The following is a 15,748-nucleotide window of genomic DNA, read 5'->3' as shown; positions in this document are numbered from 1 at the left end:
CAAAAATGCAAAAACCCGCCGAAGCGGGTTGGTTGTTCCTGATGATTCAGACGTTGTCTTGGGTGTAAATGCCCCCGGACTCTACGGCGCCGCCGATCTCTCGCTCGCCGTACAGCAGCGGATAAGGATTCCCCTGGGCGATCGTGGTCACTGCTGAGCCGAAGCCATAGCTTGGATTGTTGCCGTCTTCGTTCTTGTCGGCGGTGTTGGCTTTGGTAGTCGGTGACAGCATCTGCACTACGCCGCCCAAGCCGACCGCCGCACCGGTGGCGAGCAGCCCCATGCCGAGCGCGGAGGTGGTGCCGCCGGTGAACAAGCCGGCCACGATCAGCGCCACACCCAAGATCGTTTGGAACACTCCGGCCGACTTGCTGCCCTGAATGATCGGCATGATGCGGATAACTTTCGCGCCAGCACCGCGCAAGTCGAGCTCCTCTTCGCCAATGTTTCGTTCGTCGAGGAACACGGCAAACACCAGCCCTCGCTCCTCGGCGGTGCGCAGAAACTTCTCGAACCCCGGCTTCATTTGGCACAGCGCGCTCATCGCGTCCCGGAACCCGAAGAGATCCAGCCGGTACTCGCGGCCGAAGCGCTTGCCCAGAACGCCGCCGAGTTTGATGGTCGTCATGGTCATGGTCGGTAGTCCCTGTGTCGCAAGATCAGTTTTACGCGGTTGGCCATCGACCAGCCGTAAACCTCCCGGCTGGCGGGCCGGCCAGGCATGTGGTGGTAAATGAATGGCCCTGACCCGCCGAGCGCGGGTGCTTGCTCACTGGCAAAGTGCGGGTTGTCACCGAGATAGATGGCAGCGTGATTTGGGTGAAAACACGGTCGCCCGATCGTCGGCACCTGCAGCACCAGCATGTCGCCCCGCCGCGCCTCTTCAACTTCATAAAAGCCGGCGGCCTTGAAGTTGTCCTCGTACAGGCTCGGCCCGTTCTCGTCTTCCCACCAAAGGTCGTGGCGTTCGAAATTCGGAAGCTGCAACCTGCCCTCGCGCGCATACCAGTCGCGGCAGGCGCCCCAGCAGTCGAGCAGTCCGTGGGAGAAATCGCGGCCCAGCAACGGCGCTTCGAAGCCCGACGGCTTGAACCATTCGAACTCGCCGCCCGGCCATCCGACGATGCCCCACGGCAGTTCGTGCAACTCACAGCTGACACGGTCGGCCATGCTCGGCGCCGGCGACTTGTCCGGGTGGCTGTGGATGATGGCCAGCACCTCGCCCAAGTCCTCGGCGGCAGCCTGGTCGCGCTCGTCGATCTGGAAATTCTCCCGATCCGACTTAGCGCGATTGGTGCACGGCACGTACTGGCGACCGGTCGAGGTTTTCACCAGCAGCCCGCAAGCCTCGCCCGGGTAAGCGCGCTCCGCATGGGCGCGGATTTCGTCCTGCAGCTTTTGATTGATGCGCATTGGTTACCTCGAACTTGCAATAAGGCTTGCACCCATGGAGCCGCCGAAGCGACGCGTGTTGCCACGCAGCTTGCAGCTGCTCCACCAACCGCCGCACTGGTCGAGCGCGGGGTTGTCGGTGGGTTCGTTTTTCTTGGTGAACATCGCGGCACCGGTGTAAGCGCAGGCCTCGCCGCGGTAACCACCACGGCATGCCCACCGGCAAAGCTTGGTGATCTGCTGGGACGGCAACATCTGCCCTTCCATGTCGGTAGGACTGGACATCGAGAACGTCAGCGAGTCGAACGTCTCCTCGGTCTTCTGCTCGATGTACCAGATGTTTTTCCGGCTCTGGTTGCTTGCGGTGGGGTTGCCGTCGGGGAAGTTGGCGGCGTCCAGGTAATGGCGGAAGGTTTCGATGACCGTGAACTTCGCGCCCGCGAGGTCGCGGAACTGCAAGCACAGGGCAGTGATCGCGCCGCGCACGCCGCCAAGCTCGTTGGCGATTTGCAACGTCGGCGCCGCGGGCCGCCCGTCCCCACGAATGTCGAATCCTTTCGCTGTGATCTGCAACGGCGAGTAGAGCTGCCCTTGCCAGACAATGTCGCCCTCCTGTGCATGGCCGTGGAACCGCCAGAGGTTGGCGCCCAGGCGTGTAGCGTCGAGCTCGAACAGCCGGATCTGGTTGCCCGGTTCGAGCTTTTGAATATCGGCGTTGTAATTCATGGGGCTCCAGAAACAACAAACCCCGCACTCGGCGGGGTCGGTCATTGCTTTCAGTCAGGGCGTGTAGACCTGCTTGAAGGCGAAAGTGAGAGTGAATAGTCCGGGGCCAACAGCGCGTGGCTTGTATCCGTTGCACCGGTACCGCCCACGGACGCCGCCTGGTGGCGTCCAGAGGAACGACTTGTAGCCTTCATGCCGATCGAGGAAAGCCCAGATCAGCGGCAGCTCCTCCCCCTGTTCTATGGAGCCGGTGTGCGTGAGATTCCAGACCTGGCTTTTCGTGTTGATGCCGATGCCGCCGGCCTGCACGTAACCGTCGCCAAACTCGTTTTCCCAAGTCCGCTGGGAAACGTCGCCATCGGCGCCCACCTCAACATCGTAGATAAATTCCTCGGCCATCAGCCTCGCCTCCAGAGTCGCCCGCCTTGGCGCATCTCCCGATCAAGAAACTGCCCCATCCGAGCCTCAAGCGCAGCACCAATCGAATCGCCCTGCGCCTGTGCTTCCTGATTGCTCATGCCTGGCTGAGCCTGAACGGTCACTGGCGCGTTGAAAATGATGGGCGCCGGCGCCGACGCGGGCGAACCACTACCGGCGCTCGAGCCGGATTGCCCGACCAAAGCGGCCTTCCCGTTGCTCAACGCTTCCAGGGTGCCCACTCCAATACGCGCTGTCGCGTCTGCGTTGAACACGTATTCGCCACGGTGAACCGGGCCGGCGATCTCGTCTCGACGACCGTCACCGGTGTAGCCGCCCTCCATGAAGCCAGCGCCAGCCATTGCGGTCATGCCAACGGCGGAAGCAAGCGGACCCGTTACTGTCAGAGCCGTAGCCATCGCCGCCGGCGCAGCGGCCGGGCCGATGATCGGGATTGCGGCTGTCGCGGCGTAAGCATTCAACCCCGCCTGCAACGACATAGCCGCGGCGTTCGCGCCGAGCGTGCCTGCGGCACTCGCCTGCGTGGTTTTACCGACAAGCATTTGCACGCCCTGGTAAATCAGCCACTGCGCCGCCATGTCACCCAGCGCCTTCAGCATCGACTTCGCGAAGTTGCCGACCATATCCCCCAGCGCATCGCCGGCATCCTCGGCACCGCTCGCCACATCGGCGAGGAAGGTGCCCAGCTCACTGGTGCCAGTGTTCAGCGCGGTCGAGGTCACATCGGCAGCGATCTGCGAGTAGTTCCTGGCCGCGTCCGCGTAGTTCGCCCAGGCCTCGTTGACGCCATTCATCCAGTTCGCTTGCTGCTCATCGGTAGCGGCGTAGAAGTCCTGCTGGTATTGCAATCGCTTGTCGTACTCGGCCTGCAACACTGCCGTTTCATCCCTGTACAGCTGGGGGGTGATTTCCCCACTGTTGCGCTGTTTTACCAGTTCGTTGACATCAGCCGCATACTTTTGGCGCATTGCCAGGTCGGCACGCATCCGATCACGCGCCTTGTCGCCCATTCCAACCCCGGCAAGCTCCTGCTCGTAGCCGTCCTTCGATGTACGAGTTGTCAGCGCCTGCGCATTCTTGAACGCCGTCAGCTTCAGGTCGTCTTCGTTGGCCTTCTTCAGCTTGTTCAGCGCGTCCAGCTCGGCGGCCATTCCCATCAGCCGCTTCTTTTGCGCCTCACTGAGCTTGCCCAGCTTTCCTTCTTGGAGTTCGAACGAAAGCTTCTGAACCTCGGTGGCGTCCTTCTGTTTGTCACCGGTGGTGTTGATCAGCTCGATCTGGCGCTTGTAGCCTTCCTCGGCGGACTCGAACGATTTGAGCTGTTGCTTGGCGGCGGAGGTGCCCTCGGTGGCGTTCTTCCGCGCGGCTTTGGCGGCCGCATCATCGGATGCTTTCTGGGCGTCCTTCGCAGCTGCGGCTGATCGGATGGCAACGACCATTTCTTTTGTGAGCAGACTGTTCTCGGCGATATACCGATTTGCCGCTTCCAAGCTGGTCTTGTCCTGAGCGGACGCAAGTTGCTTAAGCAACTGGTCCAAATACTTCTGCCCGGCTTCGTTTGCGCCAGCCCGGGCCGCAGCATTTTCACGCTCCGCCCGGGTATTGGCGTCCGTCTCACCGGTGAGCTGCGCAATTACCTCACTCAGGCGCTGAACTGTCTTCGCCTTTTCCGTTACCGCGCCGCCGCTATCTGTCAGAGCGTCTGCCATCTCAGCAGTGATGCCAGGAATCACACGCAACTGATCCGCGACAGCCTTCCAGTCAACAATCTGGCCTGCCGCCTGGTCAGCTGAAGCCTTCTTGATTATCTCCATGGCCGACTGAAACTCAGCCGGCAAAGGCGCGATGCCCGCCATGAAGCCGGACGCACCAGCAAGACCGGCGTTTGTCAGATTGCTCTGAAACTCAAATGCGATAGAACCAGACGCGTCGGCCAGTTCCTTCTTGGCCTCCTCTAACTCAGACTTCAGCCCTCGAAGGGCGGTCGATTGTGAGGCACGGTCAAGCTCGTTGAACTTCTCTATGAGCTTATCAATCGGGCTGGAAAGATCTCCGAGCTTCTTTTCGAGAAAGCTGGTGTTGTCGCGCAACGTGAGAAACGCGGTGGCGGCTCCAATCGCCAACGCCGCTATACCCGCTGGCCCGCCAAGGACTCCCATTACACCAAGCGAGGCACGACTGGCGGCAGCTTGAGCCGCGGCCACCGCATTGGTCGCTCGGGTTTCCACCATTCTTGCTTCGGCGAGCTGCAACGACATCTGCGCTTGCACGGCTGTGCCACGCGCGGCTATTGCCTCTTTCTCAGCAAGGAAAACAGAAGTTTGTGCTTTTTGTTGGTCGGCTTGAGCCGCCAGCAAAACAGCGGCTGCTTGGGCCTTACGGGCTACCGCATCAGCAACGGCAGCCTTGGTCGCAGAAATTGAGGCTGCTGCCGATCCAGCGAGTTGACGTAGATAACCCGCCAGAGCACCAACCGCGACAACACCAGCGATGTCCGCGAGAATTTCGAAATTATCCCCAAGCGCGCCGATACCTTTTGCCAGAACACCAGTGCCGTCAGTGGTCTCGTTCAGCCGGCCCACGTATACCGAAAACGCGTTGTTGAGGTTTTGCATTGCATCGCGCACAGCTACGCCCATGCTGTCAGCCAGCAAGCCGTTGGCGTGAGCCGATTTCTGCAATCCCTCGGTTAGTATGTCGAGTGCCAACTTACCCTGAGCACCCAAACTGCGAATTTCTTCTGCTGTTTTCCCCGTCGATTTAGCAATGGTGTCGACCACGGTCGGCATAGCGGCGAGGATTGCCTGCCATCCATCAGCTTCGACCTTGCCGGTCTGAAGTGCTTTCGAGTAAGCATCAATTGCCGAGCTGGCTTTGTCCGCCGATGCGGAGTTCGTTACCAGCAGGAAGCTGAAGCTGTCCATCACGTCCAGAGCTTGGCTGGTGCTGTAACCCATCGATTTCAGGCTATCCGCCGTTCGGATGTAGAGCTCTTGGGCTTCAGCCAACGGCCGATAGGTACGCTTGGCCGTTTCGAGAAGACGATCCTGTACCAAGTTGTATTCATTGACGCTGCCAGTGGCCATGCCGATGCGATCGGACATCTGACTGAATGAGTCGGCAGTCTCAATAATCTTCCCGACGGAGGCAGCACCTACTGCGATCGTCAGGGCGTTCTTGATCACGCCCGCGGCGCTCTGGGCGCTCTCTCCCGCGCGATCAAATGCTGTATCGATACGTCCCAAGCTCTTGTCGATCTTGCCAGCAGACTGACCGACGGTGGAATCCGCCCGAGCCATCTCCTGACGCAGCTGCGCCGTGGTGGCCTCAATGCGAACAAGCATTCCGTGTACGTCGGTATCTGCCATGCTTTTCTCCAGGCAATAAAAAACCCGCCGTGGCGGGTTCTATCAAGTAATGAGTTTGGAATTCATCGCTGATTGGAATTCTTCCTGTTGGCTGCATCGGTGATCTTTCGGATCCGGCGCTCCTCTTTCGCCTGTAGCCTGGCTGGATCGTTCGAGCGCCTTTCCCAAACGTAGACGGCCACCAGAATGATCACGACCGAAGTCAGCGAAAATAGAACTACGTTGCCAGCGGACAACACCATCGCGACAAGTCCAAGGAAAAAGCCCGGAGCCAGCGCTACGGCTATGACTAAGAGCAGCAAGACAATCAGAACTTGCATCAGGTTTGCCTCCATTCAAACCGGTAGCCTATCAAATAAGCTCTTGATACCAAATCATGCCGCCTGACGCCCAGTCAGCGCCTGGCGCAACTTCGCCGCAACGGTCGATGGCTTCGGCTTCTCCTTCTTCCCGGCAGCCTTGCCGCCGAAGGGGTTGGTCATTTGCGTCCATTCGAGTTTGGCGTCCATGGCCAGGAACAGCTCCGGCATGGGCGTGCGCCAGGCCAGATCCGGCGACCAGCCGAGCCAGCCAGTGGCTACCGCATACAGCCGGTCGACGTAGCTGCCATCCTCGACAGCACTTACGCCGCCGCCGGCTTCGGCTTTCCCGGAGCGGTACCGCGCGGGTTGTACAGCGCCACCAGGTAAGCGTTGAGCTGCACAGATACTTCCAGAACGCCAGCCTGCCAGACCTGTTCGGCGACAGCCTCTGCGGCCTTGCCCTTCAAGCCAGCGCCGCCGGCGATGATCACCGCGCACCCGTCGACGCTCAGCGCGTTGATTGCCTGGGACGCGCCGCGCAGACCGCCGAAGTGCGCCTCGATCGCGCGAACGGCCTCAAGCGTGGGTTTCAGTGTGTAGGTCTCACCATCCAGCTCGACTTCAACGGTACCGTAGAGGGTTTTGCTCATGCGTCAGATCCTTGGAAAGCGGGGCCGAAGCCCCTCAGGTTACGGCGCAACGGCCGCCGGGAGGATTTCGAGGATGTCGGAGTTGATGCCGATCGTGACGTTGCGGCGAACCACGTTGTCAGCGGCGCCAGCGGCGACGGTGTTGTTCATGACCTTGCCACGCATGTAGAAGGTGGTCGGCAGCACCGCTGGCGTTGCGTCGGGGTCGCCGTCGTTCAGGGTGATCTTGATGTTGTAATCGCCCTTGCTGCGGTCCTTGTGCGCTACCTTCAGCGCAGCCTGGCCGGCGTCGCCATTGTCGAGGCCTACGGTCAGCGTCATGTCGCCGGCGTCAGCGGTGCCCTTGTACTTGCGTACCCGACCGTCGCGCAGCGAGGTGAAGGTCACCGAGCTGAAGGTGTCGCCGAACTCGCCGAGGTCTTCGATCTCGCCCACTTCGACGTAGGTGTCAGCTTTGTAATCCGTCTCGGTCGCAGCGCCGGACTTGGTGCCCAGCGAGAATCGGCAGCCGGCGGCTGTGTTGAGGTTGTCATCGGCCATGGGTAATCCTCCAAAGGCACATTGGATAAAGCCGCGGTGCGGCCGGTGTTGGGTTTAATGGGTGGTGATGACGCGGACCGTGATCGATCCCTGGTACGTAACGCCGTCGGCGTCACGCTGCGCATCTGCTTGCTCAACCCTGACCGATACTGCCCGGCCAACAGCCAGAGGCAGGCGGCGCTCGTCCAGTGCTGAAACGACCTCGCCGATGATCCGCTTTACCTCGGCCTGGCCATGCGCGTCTGACCAGACCGAAAGGTAGATCAGTCGTTGCTCGCGCTTGCGGCCGGCGATCGGAGAAGTGTTGGTCCAGATCTCGCGGTCGATCGAGACATACGGCATATCAGTGTCCATTGGCGCGCCGTCGTAGACCGGGCATGAAACTTCAGCCTCAAGCCTGGCGAATACCGCTTCTTGCAGAGCAACAGACGGATCACTCATTTCCCGCTCCCATGCTGGCTTTGCGCAGCGTCCTGGCTACCGCGGCACGGATGTTGGCCAGGACGAACTCGCGATTCACGTCCTTGGCGGGTCGCAACCATGGGTGTGCTGGCCGGGCTGGAATGTCCGGGTACTTGCCGTAGAAAGTGGAGCCGTCGGACTTGTTCTTCGTGTCGCGGGCGCGCAGTGCGTTGCGTCGGCCGGACAGCTTGGACTTGTCGCGGTTGTTGGTGTGCTCGCCGCCCACGGCATTACTGTCTGCTCGACGGTATAGCGTGCCGCTGTACCCCTTCGTCCCGTACTCCAAGAAGCGAAGGTAGAAGAAGCGCTGCGTGTCCCGCTTGCCCCGGATGCCGATCTCGGCGTTCAGACCGCTCTTGGAGACGAACACCCTCAATGCAGCAGCAGCGGCGCCGGTGTCCTTCGGGATGAGCTGCCTCATCGTTGCCAGGATCTGGTCGGCGCCTTCCCGCATCACGCCGACCAGTTCGTTATCCATCGTGGCGTGTATGTTGCGCAGCGTTTTGCGCAACTTGAAATCGCCAGACATGCGCGACCGGCGGGCAGCCATGGGTTACTCCTTGGCCTTGGCCGGTTTATCTGCTGGAGCAGCATCAGCCACTGGCTTCACCGCCCCGCGCTGAATGAGCGCGGCGCCGAGCTTGGCGTCGACCACAAACTCTTCGCCTTTTTCCCGATCGCCAGTGGCGCCTGACAAGGCACCCAGTGCAATAACTTTCATAAATTCACCCTCAAGGGTTGGGGACGTTTGAGCAGAGCAGCCTGAGCATGCTGTGCTCGTTGTCGATCAGCGCGGCGCCGATCAGGTAGGTGGTGGTGATTCCTTTCGCCGTGTGCACGATGCGATTTCCTGCGACGGCATCGGCCCTTGGCCGGACGCGGATCTCGGCGGTGACCACAGCCTTCAGCTGCTCGGCCACCGGCGCAATTCGCCCGGTCGGGATGGTTATCTCAGCCCACAGTTTCCCAACTTCAGTCCAGACGACTTTGAATCCGCCGGAACCGTTCGGGGTGCGCACCTCTTTATGGATGGCGCACCGGTGACGCATCGGGCCTGCTCTCATCAGAAACGCTTCCTTGGCCAGAGAAGTCGGTCAACGGCCAGCGGAACAGCCGATGAGATAGTGCCGATCACCACGGCCTCGCGGTTGGCGTACCAGTGCCCAACGAGCAGCAGTACCGCCTGCTCGACGTCAGGGGTGAACGCCATTTGCTCAGGCCCGGTCGGCACCGATTCGACGAGCTCGCGATCACAGTGCATGGCTACGTGCGCCTTTGCGGCCTCGAGGTAACCGGTGATGATCGAGTCCTCGTCGTCGCCGTCCACTCGCAGGTGGAGCTTCACGCGTGCCAGATCGATCATTTAGGTTGCCTTCGCTTTCTTGACCGAGGTCGGCTTCTCTTTTGGAACGCCGTCGGCTTCGACTTCCTCGGCCAAATCCATACTGATCAAAGCCTCGGCGATGTCATCCGTTACCGGGCGCTCCTCGAATTGATCGAAGTGGCCGGCGTGATAGTGCGAGAACTGACGCAGAGCGCGAATCGTCTTCATGCTGTGATCGGGGCAGTTACCTGCCCCGCTCCCGTGGTTATGCTGCAGGGGTGAAAGTGCCTTTGATGATCGCGGTCGGACGATAGTGAGTCACCGCCAAACGCTCTTCGCACAGGATGGTCAGCATGTTCTTCACGAAGTTGTCGCGATCCTGGTTGCTGATCTCGATAGTCGCGTCCATGCGGTCCCAGATTTGCGATGCCAGGTCGAAGCCGCCGACGGTGAATGTGCCTTGTGCCTGAGCCTTGGTTGCCACCACCGGCAGCCCCCACATGACCTTGGCCGCGAAAGCCGCCGGGCCACCGAAGATGTAGCGACCGTCGGCGTCTTTCAACAGCGCGATCGCGTGCCAATCACGCGGGTTCAAAATCAGGCCGGACGCTTCAAACTCGGACTCGCTTGTCTGGAAGATAGCGTGGGCGATCTGGTCTGCGCGGGTGTCACCGGCGGCATTGAGCGCAACGTCGTAGGCGCTGGCCACCTGGTTCAAGCCGATCAGGTTATCGCCGGTACCGTCACCGTTGAGCAGCTGGCCTTCTTCGACCAGGTCCAAGCCGAACAGCAAGCGACCGTTCACGTAGGACTCGAGCATCGGCGCATCGTCCATGATCTGGCGCGAGGCTTGAATCCAGTGGGCGATGGTTTTGACGTTGGCCGTTTCCTTCGTGAAGGTCAGCTGAGATTCCGGCTTGAGGTTTCCCTCGGCCACCGGCGCGGCGCTGTTGGTGAAAACGTTTTCGCGCACGTACTCGATGGCATTGGAGGTGGTTCGGCCCTGCGCCAGCAAGTCACGGATAGTGAGACGACGCAGGCCTGGCATCAGGATGCCGGCGTTTTGCTGCGGCTGAACCAGTGCGCCTGCCGAAGCAGCGCCAGCGCCCAGGGCTTTGCTGAAGCTTTTCACGTCAACCTTGCCGGACGTGGAACCGTTCCAGCCTTTTTTGAGGTCTTCGGCGGCACGTTCGGCAAACGACTTTTTGGTTTCCGGGTTGTCGAGGTTGCCGGTTGCGAGCTTCGATTCGAGATCGAACAAACGAGTGCCGGCAGTTTTCAGTTCGTCTTGGACGGTCTGCAAATCGGTCTGCAGCTTTTTGCTGATCTCGCCGGTGCTGCTGATTTCTTTCTTCTGCGCATCGAACAGTTCGGTCATGTTCTTCTGCGCGTCTTCGATCGCCTTTTGGATTTGGGCCAACTCGGACATGGTTTATTTTCCTACAGATGGGAAGGACTTGATGCGCTGCAAGAGCGCGGTGATTTCGCCACCTTCGGAATCACTCCGAACTGCGGACTTGAACCGGGCGATGAAGCCCAGGGCTTGCGACTTCGATAGCCCAGCCGAATCCCTCAGCCAGTGCTCTACGTCGCGAATCGTGGTGATCGACTCCATGCTTTTCATGGACTCGATGGTCGCCTGCTCATTTGCAGGGAAAGTGCAGATGCTGATCTCCCGCAGAGCCTGCACATTGTTGAAGGCCCGGCCGGTATCGATGATGGTGTAATCGTCCTTCATCACAGTGAAGCCAACCGAAAGGCCTTCAACCGTCTTGTGCTCCATTGCGGCGCGCAAGTCGTTGGATACGGAAAGGCCTGGCGTCAATTCGCCAATAACGATGAGGCCCTTGCTGTCCTCTTCCAGGCTCTGCCACTTGCCGACGGGCATCCCCCACGTCTGGTGATTGAAGAACATTCCTACCTGTCGGCTTTGAGAAGACAGAGCCTTCTTGTAGGCCCCGGGCTTGATGATGTCGCCGTCAGAGTCGATCACATCAAAGACACTGGCGTATCCCTCGAACACCCCAACTTTGCCGTCGGAGGAAAACTTTATTTCGGTCTCGGTAAAGGCCAGAGTCTTTTGAATATTTGACATTGGGTAGCTCCAGAAAAACTAAACCCCGCTAGGTGCGGGGTTCGTTTGGCCAAGTTGGGTAAGCGGCACGTTCTGAGACTGCCGGGTTGCGACATCACCACCAGGCAGTGGTGGCCGGTTATCAATGCGGCGTCCTTCGTTGATCGTTAGAAGCCCCGTGTCCACTTTGGTCTTCATGTAATTGGCCCGCGCAGTCGAGTCACCACTCAACAATCCGTCGCGGTTGTGCTCGGCGTGGATTCGCCCAAGGTCTGCCGGTTTGACAAGCCATCGTAGGATGCACCCCTCCCAGATCTCGAGGTATGCGTCGAGGCTGTACTGGAGGAATCCAAGGTTCTGCTGCTCAATGCCAGAGCCCCAGCTTGTAGACTTTTCAACGTCGCCCACCAGGTGCGGTGGCACGCCGAAGAAACGGGCCAACTCGCTGACCTGGAACTTGCGGGCGGCCATCGTTTCGGCGTCTTGAGGGCTCACGCCGATGGGCTGGGTCGTAAACCCGCCCTCCAAGATCCATAGGCGTTTCTTTACCGGGCCACCGGCGATCTCCTTGAAGTTGGCCTCCGTCTGGTTGCGCTGCTCAGAGGTGAGCAACTTCCCATCGCCCGTCATGAGCAACTGAGGCGATTTCGCGCCATTGGCGTAGAAGTCGCGCTGCTGATCCTCCATCGCTACAGCGACGCTCGCTGTCTTGGCGGCGAAGGCGATCGGCGAGAGGCCGACCAGACCGTTGAAGCCGAAGCCCTTGAGATGGAATATCTCGGCTTGCTTGAAGTCGGCGTACTCGGTATCCCTTCGATACCGGTAAAGGATTCGCTTCCCCTCAAGGCGAACGTCCATGTTCACCGACATCAAAGGCACAAGGCTGATGACATCACCGACGCCGTTGCGCTCGATCAGGGCATACGCGTTGCCGTAATAGCAAAGCTGCATGGTCATCGCGACGCGAAAGTCGAAGGCCGTCATGAAATCGTTTGGTCGGTACTTCAACAGTCTGGCCAGCGGATGGTCCAATCCGACCTTGGTCCGGTCCTCCCCTTTCGTTTCGAACACGTCCAACGGCATGCACGCCGTGACGCTGGAGATAAGCCGAACACAGGCGAAGACTGTAGCAATTTGCAAGGAGCGCTCGTCCGTTACAGCCGAGTCGCCGACCTGGCCTGTGGCGGATACTGGCCCCGTTTGCGATCCCTTGTCTGGAGTCGACAAGCGACCGCCGACAAAGAAGCTCGCCAAGCGCGCCCAGAATGGGCTGCGGGTGCGCAGGTCAATGCTGTAGTCGGTATCTGCCATTACATGCTCATCGGTCGATTGAGGAAGTCATCAAGGTTTTGCGTCAAGGTTCTTTGCTCTGCTGCGCCCACGGCCATAGCCAAGGCAACTGCGCCGTCGATCCGGCCAGTTCGTTTTCGCTTCGAAAAGCATCTGTTTTCCTGAGCGTCGGCCTCCATTACGGCAGACGCGATGTTCCAGGTAAGGCATGGATTCGCCAGCACCTGAATCTGTCCGGTGAGGATCAAGTCCTCCACCAGATCAATTGAGTGAGTCATCCAGAGGTTCGACTCGCGCGCCGGGCGGAAGCCTTGGCCGTGCGGAACCAGCGTCAGCTCTATGCCTTGGGCCTCAAGCTCAATCTCCAGATAGCTCATGTGGAATGGATCGAAGGCGATCGCCTGAATGTCGAACTTCGCGGCGAGCTCGCCCAAGCGCTTGGCGACGAACGCGTAGTTGATCGCCTTCCCTGGCGGCGCGTGAATGTGTCCATCCTCGAGCCAGACGTCATACGGAACGCCATCGATCGCGGCGCGGTCGAGCATCGTGTCCTTGGGCGTCCAGAACTCGGCGATTGATTTACCGTCTTCCGGGAAATACAGATTCAGCGCCGTGAGATCGCGCTTGCCTGAAAGATCGAGCCCCCCATAGCAAACCTTGCCCGCCAGTTTCTCGGGGTCGAAGCTCGCACAGCAGGACAGCCATGTGTCGATGTCCACCCATGGGTTCGCAGCATCCACCCACTGACAAAAGTTCAGGCGGCGGACAGTGCTCGCTTTGGCCGGCATACCCTTCGCATCGGTCACCTGCTCGCGCAGATACTTCGGCTGAAATGTGTGGCCCAGCGATGGGTTGGCCTTGCCCCAGCACTTCTCATCCTTGAACGGATCGTCGCCTTTATCCAGCGAACAGATGAAGGCAAAGAAACCGTCGTTGAAGTGCCGGTGCCGCTTGGTCACACCCTTGGCACCAGCCTCACAGACGTTCACGCCGAGCTGGTGATAGCTGTAGCAAACCGAGTTCCGGTCGTGCCCACTGTTGGTGATCATCAAGATCAAAGCTTGGCGTCGGCCCTTGGTGCCCGCCCGCATGAATTCGACGGTCTTGTTGTTCTTGTGTTCGTGGACCTCGTCGATCAGCGCGCAGTGCGGACGCGGACCAGACTGCCCATCGTCGGAGCTGATCGGGCGAAAGAACGATCCGGTTGCCAAGTAGGCCAAGTTCCAGACCTTTTCATCTCGGCCCGACTTCTTGATTTTTTTCATCAGCGCGGGCGACTGATCAACCATCGCCACCGCATCACGGAACAGGATCATTGCCTGGTCGCGCTTTGTCGCTGCGGCATACACCTCGGCGCGCGGCTCGTTGTCTGAGGTCAGGCAGTAGAGCCCGATGCCTGCTGCCAAGGGCGACTTTCCAGAGCCTTTTCCCGACTCGATGTACACGGTGCGGAATCGCCGGAAGCCGTCGGGAGCCATCCAGCCAAAGATCGAGCCGACGATGAACGCCTGCCAAGGCAGCAAAACGAACGGCAAACCTTCGTGCTCACCGCCGTTGAGCTTCAGCACTGTCTTGAAATAGCGGATAGCCCGGTTGGCTTTTTCGAGATCCCAGGTCAGACCGCGTTTCGGCCCGTCTTCAAGGTCTCGCAAGTGGCGACCACAGGCATTTCGAATATCTGGGCCAGCCAACACCTTGCCGGTGCAAACCTCCTGAGCCCAGGCCGTTACAGGGTCGACCGCATAGGAAACCTTCTTGACCTCAATTGAAGAACTCGTCTTCCGGGTCTTTGCTTGGAGGTTCGCCAATGGCCTGGACCTTGGATCGGGCGGCGGGTGTCATGCCGAAATGGGTAAGGTAAGAGAGCAGCCGGCGGTCGGCGTCAGCCGCCATCGCGACAGCCGGGTGCGCTTTTATCAGCCCGGCATCGGTCGAATAGGTATGGCCCTCTTCGGAAATAACTTTGGTCAAGCGGCGAACCTCGGCGGCGACTTCGCATAGCCGCTCAAGCGTTTGCAGATCGGCTTCAGTGAGCACGCCCATCGACGCGGCGAGCGGGCAGAATATTTTCCAAACCGCCTGGCCCTCGGCCGTCATCGAGGCGGGCGCCGACTGATATGATGCGACCGCGAGCTGAGGCTCCCGCTTGTTTTCCCGACTGGCACGCAAAGTCCCGGTGACCTTTTTCTGGGTCGTCGGGGCGGGGGTTCTTCCCTTCAAAAAAACTCTCCAATTCTGGCTTTTTGCGTAAAGAGGGTCGAGGGCGGTCCTATGTGGGGAAATCCTGAACTTTATCCCTCCCCCCTTGGGGCAGTGACGTGCTGCACCATTCCGAGGCGCTATCGGCAAGATTCATTCTCGTTTCAGCGCTTCGACCGGTTCCAATGATGGTTAGGGTCGATGGGCAATCCGTTCACGTCACAGCCGACCACAACACCTGACTTCTCTTCTCTCTGCTTGGCGCTGTCGTGGCAGAGCTTGCACAGGCTTTGCAGGTTGGTCCCATCGAAGAACAGAGTGACATCGCCACGGTGCGGCTTGACGTGGTCGGCGATGATTGCGGCGACAGTCCTTCCCTGCGATGCGCAGCGACGACACAACGGCTCAGCCTGAAGCTGTGCCCAACGGAGCCTGAACCACTCTTTGGTCTTGTACAGGTGGTGCCACGGTGAGGTATTAGCCACTACCAGCCTCCTGTCATCTTGGCGCCTACCGCTACACCAATGAGGAAAACCAGCCCGGCCCACAATGACCCAGCACTCGGCATCACCGGTGCGTTAGGATTGCGCAGCGGTGGCGGTGGCGGTGGAGGCATCAGCGACCGTCGGCAGGATTCCCACATCAGGCCGCTACCGTAGTACGGCACCGCCTCTGTCTTGATGTGATGACACCCGGCACATTCGAAGGTGTGCCCCATAGTCAGCAACCGTCCGGCTTTGCCTTCTTCACCAGCATGATGTCCGCACCACCTTCCAGCAGCAGGAACTTGCAACCGAATGGTTCAAACGCTGGCTGCAGCTTTTCGGTAAACATCTCGCGCTGAGACACAGTGAGAAGATGGCTTACCTTGACGACAATCAAATCGCCAGGGGCTGGCTGAATAACGTTGGTGCTGAGGTTGAAGCCGAGTTCAAGCGTTTGGTCTTCGATATTCATGGGGATCAATCCTCGCCGCGTGTCGC

Annotated in this window: 22 protein-coding genes; all 22 read right to left on the bottom strand. The window is 59.8% G+C overall.

All coding sequences use genetic code 11. The features are described from left to right. Positions 1 to 46 precede the first annotated feature (46 nt). Positions 47 to 634, bottom strand: a complete 588-nt coding sequence (locus BXA01_RS19915; protein ID WP_076565759.1) for a tail assembly protein — start codon at positions 632 to 634, stop codon at positions 47 to 49. After that, positions 631 to 1,413 (bottom strand): C40 family peptidase, encoded by a 783-nt coding sequence (locus BXA01_RS19910; RefSeq protein WP_076565757.1) that lies wholly within the window; start codon positions 1,411 to 1,413, stop codon positions 631 to 633. Before BXA01_RS19910 ends, BXA01_RS19915 begins: the two co-directional genes overlap by 4 nt. A gap of 3 nt (positions 1,414 to 1,416) precedes the next feature. Further along, positions 1,417 to 2,118: a phage minor tail protein L gene (locus BXA01_RS19905; protein ID WP_076565755.1), complete on the bottom strand. Its 702-nt coding sequence runs from the start codon at positions 2,116 to 2,118 to the stop codon at positions 1,417 to 1,419. A gap of 54 nt (positions 2,119 to 2,172) precedes the next feature. After that, complete coding sequence (locus BXA01_RS19900; protein ID WP_076565753.1) at positions 2,173 to 2,517, bottom strand: phage tail protein; 345 nt, start codon at positions 2,515 to 2,517, stop codon at positions 2,173 to 2,175. Continuing rightward, a complete protein-coding gene (locus tag BXA01_RS19895; RefSeq protein WP_076565751.1) occupies positions 2,517 to 5,924 on the bottom strand; it encodes a phage tail tape measure protein in 3,408 nt (1,135 codons plus the stop codon). Before BXA01_RS19895 ends, BXA01_RS19900 begins: the two co-directional genes overlap by 1 nt. A gap of 62 nt (positions 5,925 to 5,986) precedes the next feature. Further along, on the bottom strand, positions 5,987 to 6,244 hold the full coding sequence (locus BXA01_RS19890; protein ID WP_076565749.1) for a hypothetical protein: 258 nt from the start codon (positions 6,242 to 6,244) through the stop codon (positions 5,987 to 5,989). A gap of 54 nt (positions 6,245 to 6,298) precedes the next feature. After that, positions 6,299 to 6,454: a hypothetical protein gene (locus BXA01_RS27140; RefSeq protein WP_258450318.1), complete on the bottom strand. Its 156-nt coding sequence runs from the start codon at positions 6,452 to 6,454 to the stop codon at positions 6,299 to 6,301. A 92-nt stretch (positions 6,455 to 6,546) separates the two neighbouring features. Continuing rightward, positions 6,547 to 6,876 (bottom strand): hypothetical protein, encoded by a 330-nt coding sequence (locus tag BXA01_RS19880; RefSeq protein WP_076565747.1) that lies wholly within the window; start codon positions 6,874 to 6,876, stop codon positions 6,547 to 6,549. A gap of 39 nt (positions 6,877 to 6,915) precedes the next feature. Beyond that, positions 6,916 to 7,416, bottom strand: a complete 501-nt coding sequence (locus tag BXA01_RS19875) for a hypothetical protein (RefSeq protein ID WP_076565745.1) — start codon at positions 7,414 to 7,416, stop codon at positions 6,916 to 6,918. A gap of 54 nt (positions 7,417 to 7,470) precedes the next feature. Next, positions 7,471 to 7,857: a DUF3168 domain-containing protein gene (locus BXA01_RS19870; protein WP_076565743.1), complete on the bottom strand. Its 387-nt coding sequence runs from the start codon at positions 7,855 to 7,857 to the stop codon at positions 7,471 to 7,473. Further along, positions 7,850 to 8,428, bottom strand: coding sequence for an HK97-gp10 family putative phage morphogenesis protein (locus BXA01_RS19865; RefSeq protein WP_076565742.1), 579 nt, complete (start codon positions 8,426 to 8,428; stop codon positions 7,850 to 7,852). Before BXA01_RS19865 ends, BXA01_RS19870 begins: the two co-directional genes overlap by 8 nt. A 3-nt stretch (positions 8,429 to 8,431) precedes the next feature. Beyond that, on the bottom strand, positions 8,432 to 8,599 hold the full coding sequence (locus tag BXA01_RS27135) for a hypothetical protein (RefSeq protein ID WP_172834014.1): 168 nt from the start codon (positions 8,597 to 8,599) through the stop codon (positions 8,432 to 8,434). Positions 8,600 to 8,609: 10 nt separating this feature from the next. Further along, a complete protein-coding gene (locus BXA01_RS19860; protein ID WP_076565740.1) occupies positions 8,610 to 8,942 on the bottom strand; it encodes a head-tail adaptor protein in 333 nt (110 codons plus the stop codon). Next, positions 8,942 to 9,241, bottom strand: a complete 300-nt coding sequence (locus tag BXA01_RS19855; RefSeq protein ID WP_076565738.1) for a head-tail connector protein — start codon at positions 9,239 to 9,241, stop codon at positions 8,942 to 8,944. Before BXA01_RS19855 ends, BXA01_RS19860 begins: the two co-directional genes overlap by 1 nt. Next, a complete protein-coding gene (locus BXA01_RS19850; protein ID WP_076565736.1) occupies positions 9,242 to 9,430 on the bottom strand; it encodes a hypothetical protein in 189 nt (62 codons plus the stop codon). It lies immediately after the preceding gene. 37 nt (positions 9,431 to 9,467) lie between these two features. After that, entirely contained in the window at positions 9,468 to 10,631 is a 1,164-nt protein-coding gene (locus BXA01_RS19845; RefSeq protein ID WP_076565734.1) for a phage major capsid protein, read from the bottom strand. A 3-nt stretch (positions 10,632 to 10,634) separates the two neighbouring features. Continuing rightward, positions 10,635 to 11,297 carry an HK97 family phage prohead protease gene (locus tag BXA01_RS19840; protein WP_076565732.1) on the bottom strand — a complete coding sequence of 221 codons (663 nt, stop codon included), beginning with the start codon at positions 11,295 to 11,297 and terminating at the stop codon, positions 10,635 to 10,637. An 18-nt stretch (positions 11,298 to 11,315) separates the two neighbouring features. Next, the gene (locus BXA01_RS19835) at positions 11,316 to 12,587 is read right to left on the bottom strand and encodes a phage portal protein (RefSeq protein WP_076565729.1); all 1,272 of its coding nucleotides are present in this window, start codon (positions 12,585 to 12,587) and stop codon (positions 11,316 to 11,318) included. Further along, positions 12,587 to 14,374 carry a terminase large subunit gene (locus BXA01_RS19830; protein ID WP_076565726.1) on the bottom strand — a complete coding sequence of 596 codons (1,788 nt, stop codon included), beginning with the start codon at positions 14,372 to 14,374 and terminating at the stop codon, positions 12,587 to 12,589. The genes BXA01_RS19835 and BXA01_RS19830 overlap by 1 nt, the downstream gene beginning before the upstream one ends. Continuing rightward, the gene (locus tag BXA01_RS19825) at positions 14,328 to 14,786 is read right to left on the bottom strand and encodes a phage terminase small subunit P27 family (RefSeq protein WP_076565723.1); all 459 of its coding nucleotides are present in this window, start codon (positions 14,784 to 14,786) and stop codon (positions 14,328 to 14,330) included. The genes BXA01_RS19830 and BXA01_RS19825 overlap by 47 nt, the downstream gene beginning before the upstream one ends. Before the next feature lie 143 nt (positions 14,787 to 14,929). Then, entirely contained in the window at positions 14,930 to 15,250 is a 321-nt protein-coding gene (locus BXA01_RS19820; protein WP_076565720.1) for an HNH endonuclease, read from the bottom strand. A 235-nt stretch (positions 15,251 to 15,485) separates the two neighbouring features. Further along, positions 15,486 to 15,722 (bottom strand): hypothetical protein, encoded by a 237-nt coding sequence (locus BXA01_RS19810; protein WP_076565717.1) that lies wholly within the window; start codon positions 15,720 to 15,722, stop codon positions 15,486 to 15,488. Positions 15,723 to 15,748: the final 26 nt, after the last annotated feature.

The organism is Pseudomonas sp. B10 (assembly GCF_900156235.1).
Classification (GTDB): Bacteria; Pseudomonadota; Gammaproteobacteria; order Pseudomonadales; family Pseudomonadaceae; genus Aquipseudomonas; species Aquipseudomonas siliginis.
The sequence above is the reverse complement of the archived record's forward strand: the minus strand, read 5'-3'. Positions and strand labels throughout refer to the sequence as shown.

What these genes read in the sequence shown, in the direction of transcription:
- BXA01_RS19900 (WP_076565753.1), bottom strand. Translation starts at nt 2,517, where the DNA reads ATGGCCGAGGAATTTATCTACGATGTTGAGGTGGGCGCCGATGGCGAC.
- BXA01_RS19865 (WP_076565742.1), bottom strand. Translation starts at nt 8,428, where the DNA reads ATGGCTGCCCGCCGGTCGCGCATGTCTGGCGATTTCAAGTTGCGCAAA.
- BXA01_RS19895 (WP_076565751.1), bottom strand. Translation starts at nt 5,924, where the DNA reads ATGGCAGATACCGACGTACACGGAATGCTTGTTCGCATTGAGGCCACC.
- BXA01_RS19905 (WP_076565755.1), bottom strand. Translation starts at nt 2,118, where the DNA reads ATGAATTACAACGCCGATATTCAAAAGCTCGAACCGGGCAACCAGATC.
- BXA01_RS27135 (WP_172834014.1), bottom strand. Translation starts at nt 8,599, where the DNA reads ATGAAAGTTATTGCACTGGGTGCCTTGTCAGGCGCCACTGGCGATCGG.
- BXA01_RS19810 (WP_076565717.1), bottom strand. Translation starts at nt 15,722, where the DNA reads ATGAATATCGAAGACCAAACGCTTGAACTCGGCTTCAACCTCAGCACC.
- BXA01_RS19860 (WP_076565740.1), bottom strand. Translation starts at nt 8,942, where the DNA reads ATGAGAGCAGGCCCGATGCGTCACCGGTGCGCCATCCATAAAGAGGTG.
- BXA01_RS19835 (WP_076565729.1), bottom strand. Translation starts at nt 12,587, where the DNA reads ATGGCAGATACCGACTACAGCATTGACCTGCGCACCCGCAGCCCATTC.
- BXA01_RS19850 (WP_076565736.1), bottom strand. Translation starts at nt 9,430, where the DNA reads ATGAAGACGATTCGCGCTCTGCGTCAGTTCTCGCACTATCACGCCGGC.
- BXA01_RS19875 (WP_076565745.1), bottom strand. Translation starts at nt 7,416, where the DNA reads ATGGCCGATGACAACCTCAACACAGCCGCCGGCTGCCGATTCTCGCTG.
- BXA01_RS19840 (WP_076565732.1), bottom strand. Translation starts at nt 11,297, where the DNA reads ATGTCAAATATTCAAAAGACTCTGGCCTTTACCGAGACCGAAATAAAG.
- BXA01_RS19845 (WP_076565734.1), bottom strand. Translation starts at nt 10,631, where the DNA reads ATGTCCGAGTTGGCCCAAATCCAAAAGGCGATCGAAGACGCGCAGAAG.
- BXA01_RS19910 (WP_076565757.1), bottom strand. Translation starts at nt 1,413, where the DNA reads ATGCGCATCAATCAAAAGCTGCAGGACGAAATCCGCGCCCATGCGGAG.
- BXA01_RS19870 (WP_076565743.1), bottom strand. Translation starts at nt 7,857, where the DNA reads ATGAGTGATCCGTCTGTTGCTCTGCAAGAAGCGGTATTCGCCAGGCTT.
- BXA01_RS19915 (WP_076565759.1), bottom strand. Translation starts at nt 634, where the DNA reads ATGACCATGACGACCATCAAACTCGGCGGCGTTCTGGGCAAGCGCTTC.
- BXA01_RS19855 (WP_076565738.1), bottom strand. Translation starts at nt 9,241, where the DNA reads ATGATCGATCTGGCACGCGTGAAGCTCCACCTGCGAGTGGACGGCGAC.
- BXA01_RS19880 (WP_076565747.1), bottom strand. Translation starts at nt 6,876, where the DNA reads ATGAGCAAAACCCTCTACGGTACCGTTGAAGTCGAGCTGGATGGTGAG.
- BXA01_RS27140 (WP_258450318.1), bottom strand. Translation starts at nt 6,454, where the DNA reads ATGCCGGAGCTGTTCCTGGCCATGGACGCCAAACTCGAATGGACGCAA.
- BXA01_RS19890 (WP_076565749.1), bottom strand. Translation starts at nt 6,244, where the DNA reads ATGCAAGTTCTGATTGTCTTGCTGCTCTTAGTCATAGCCGTAGCGCTG.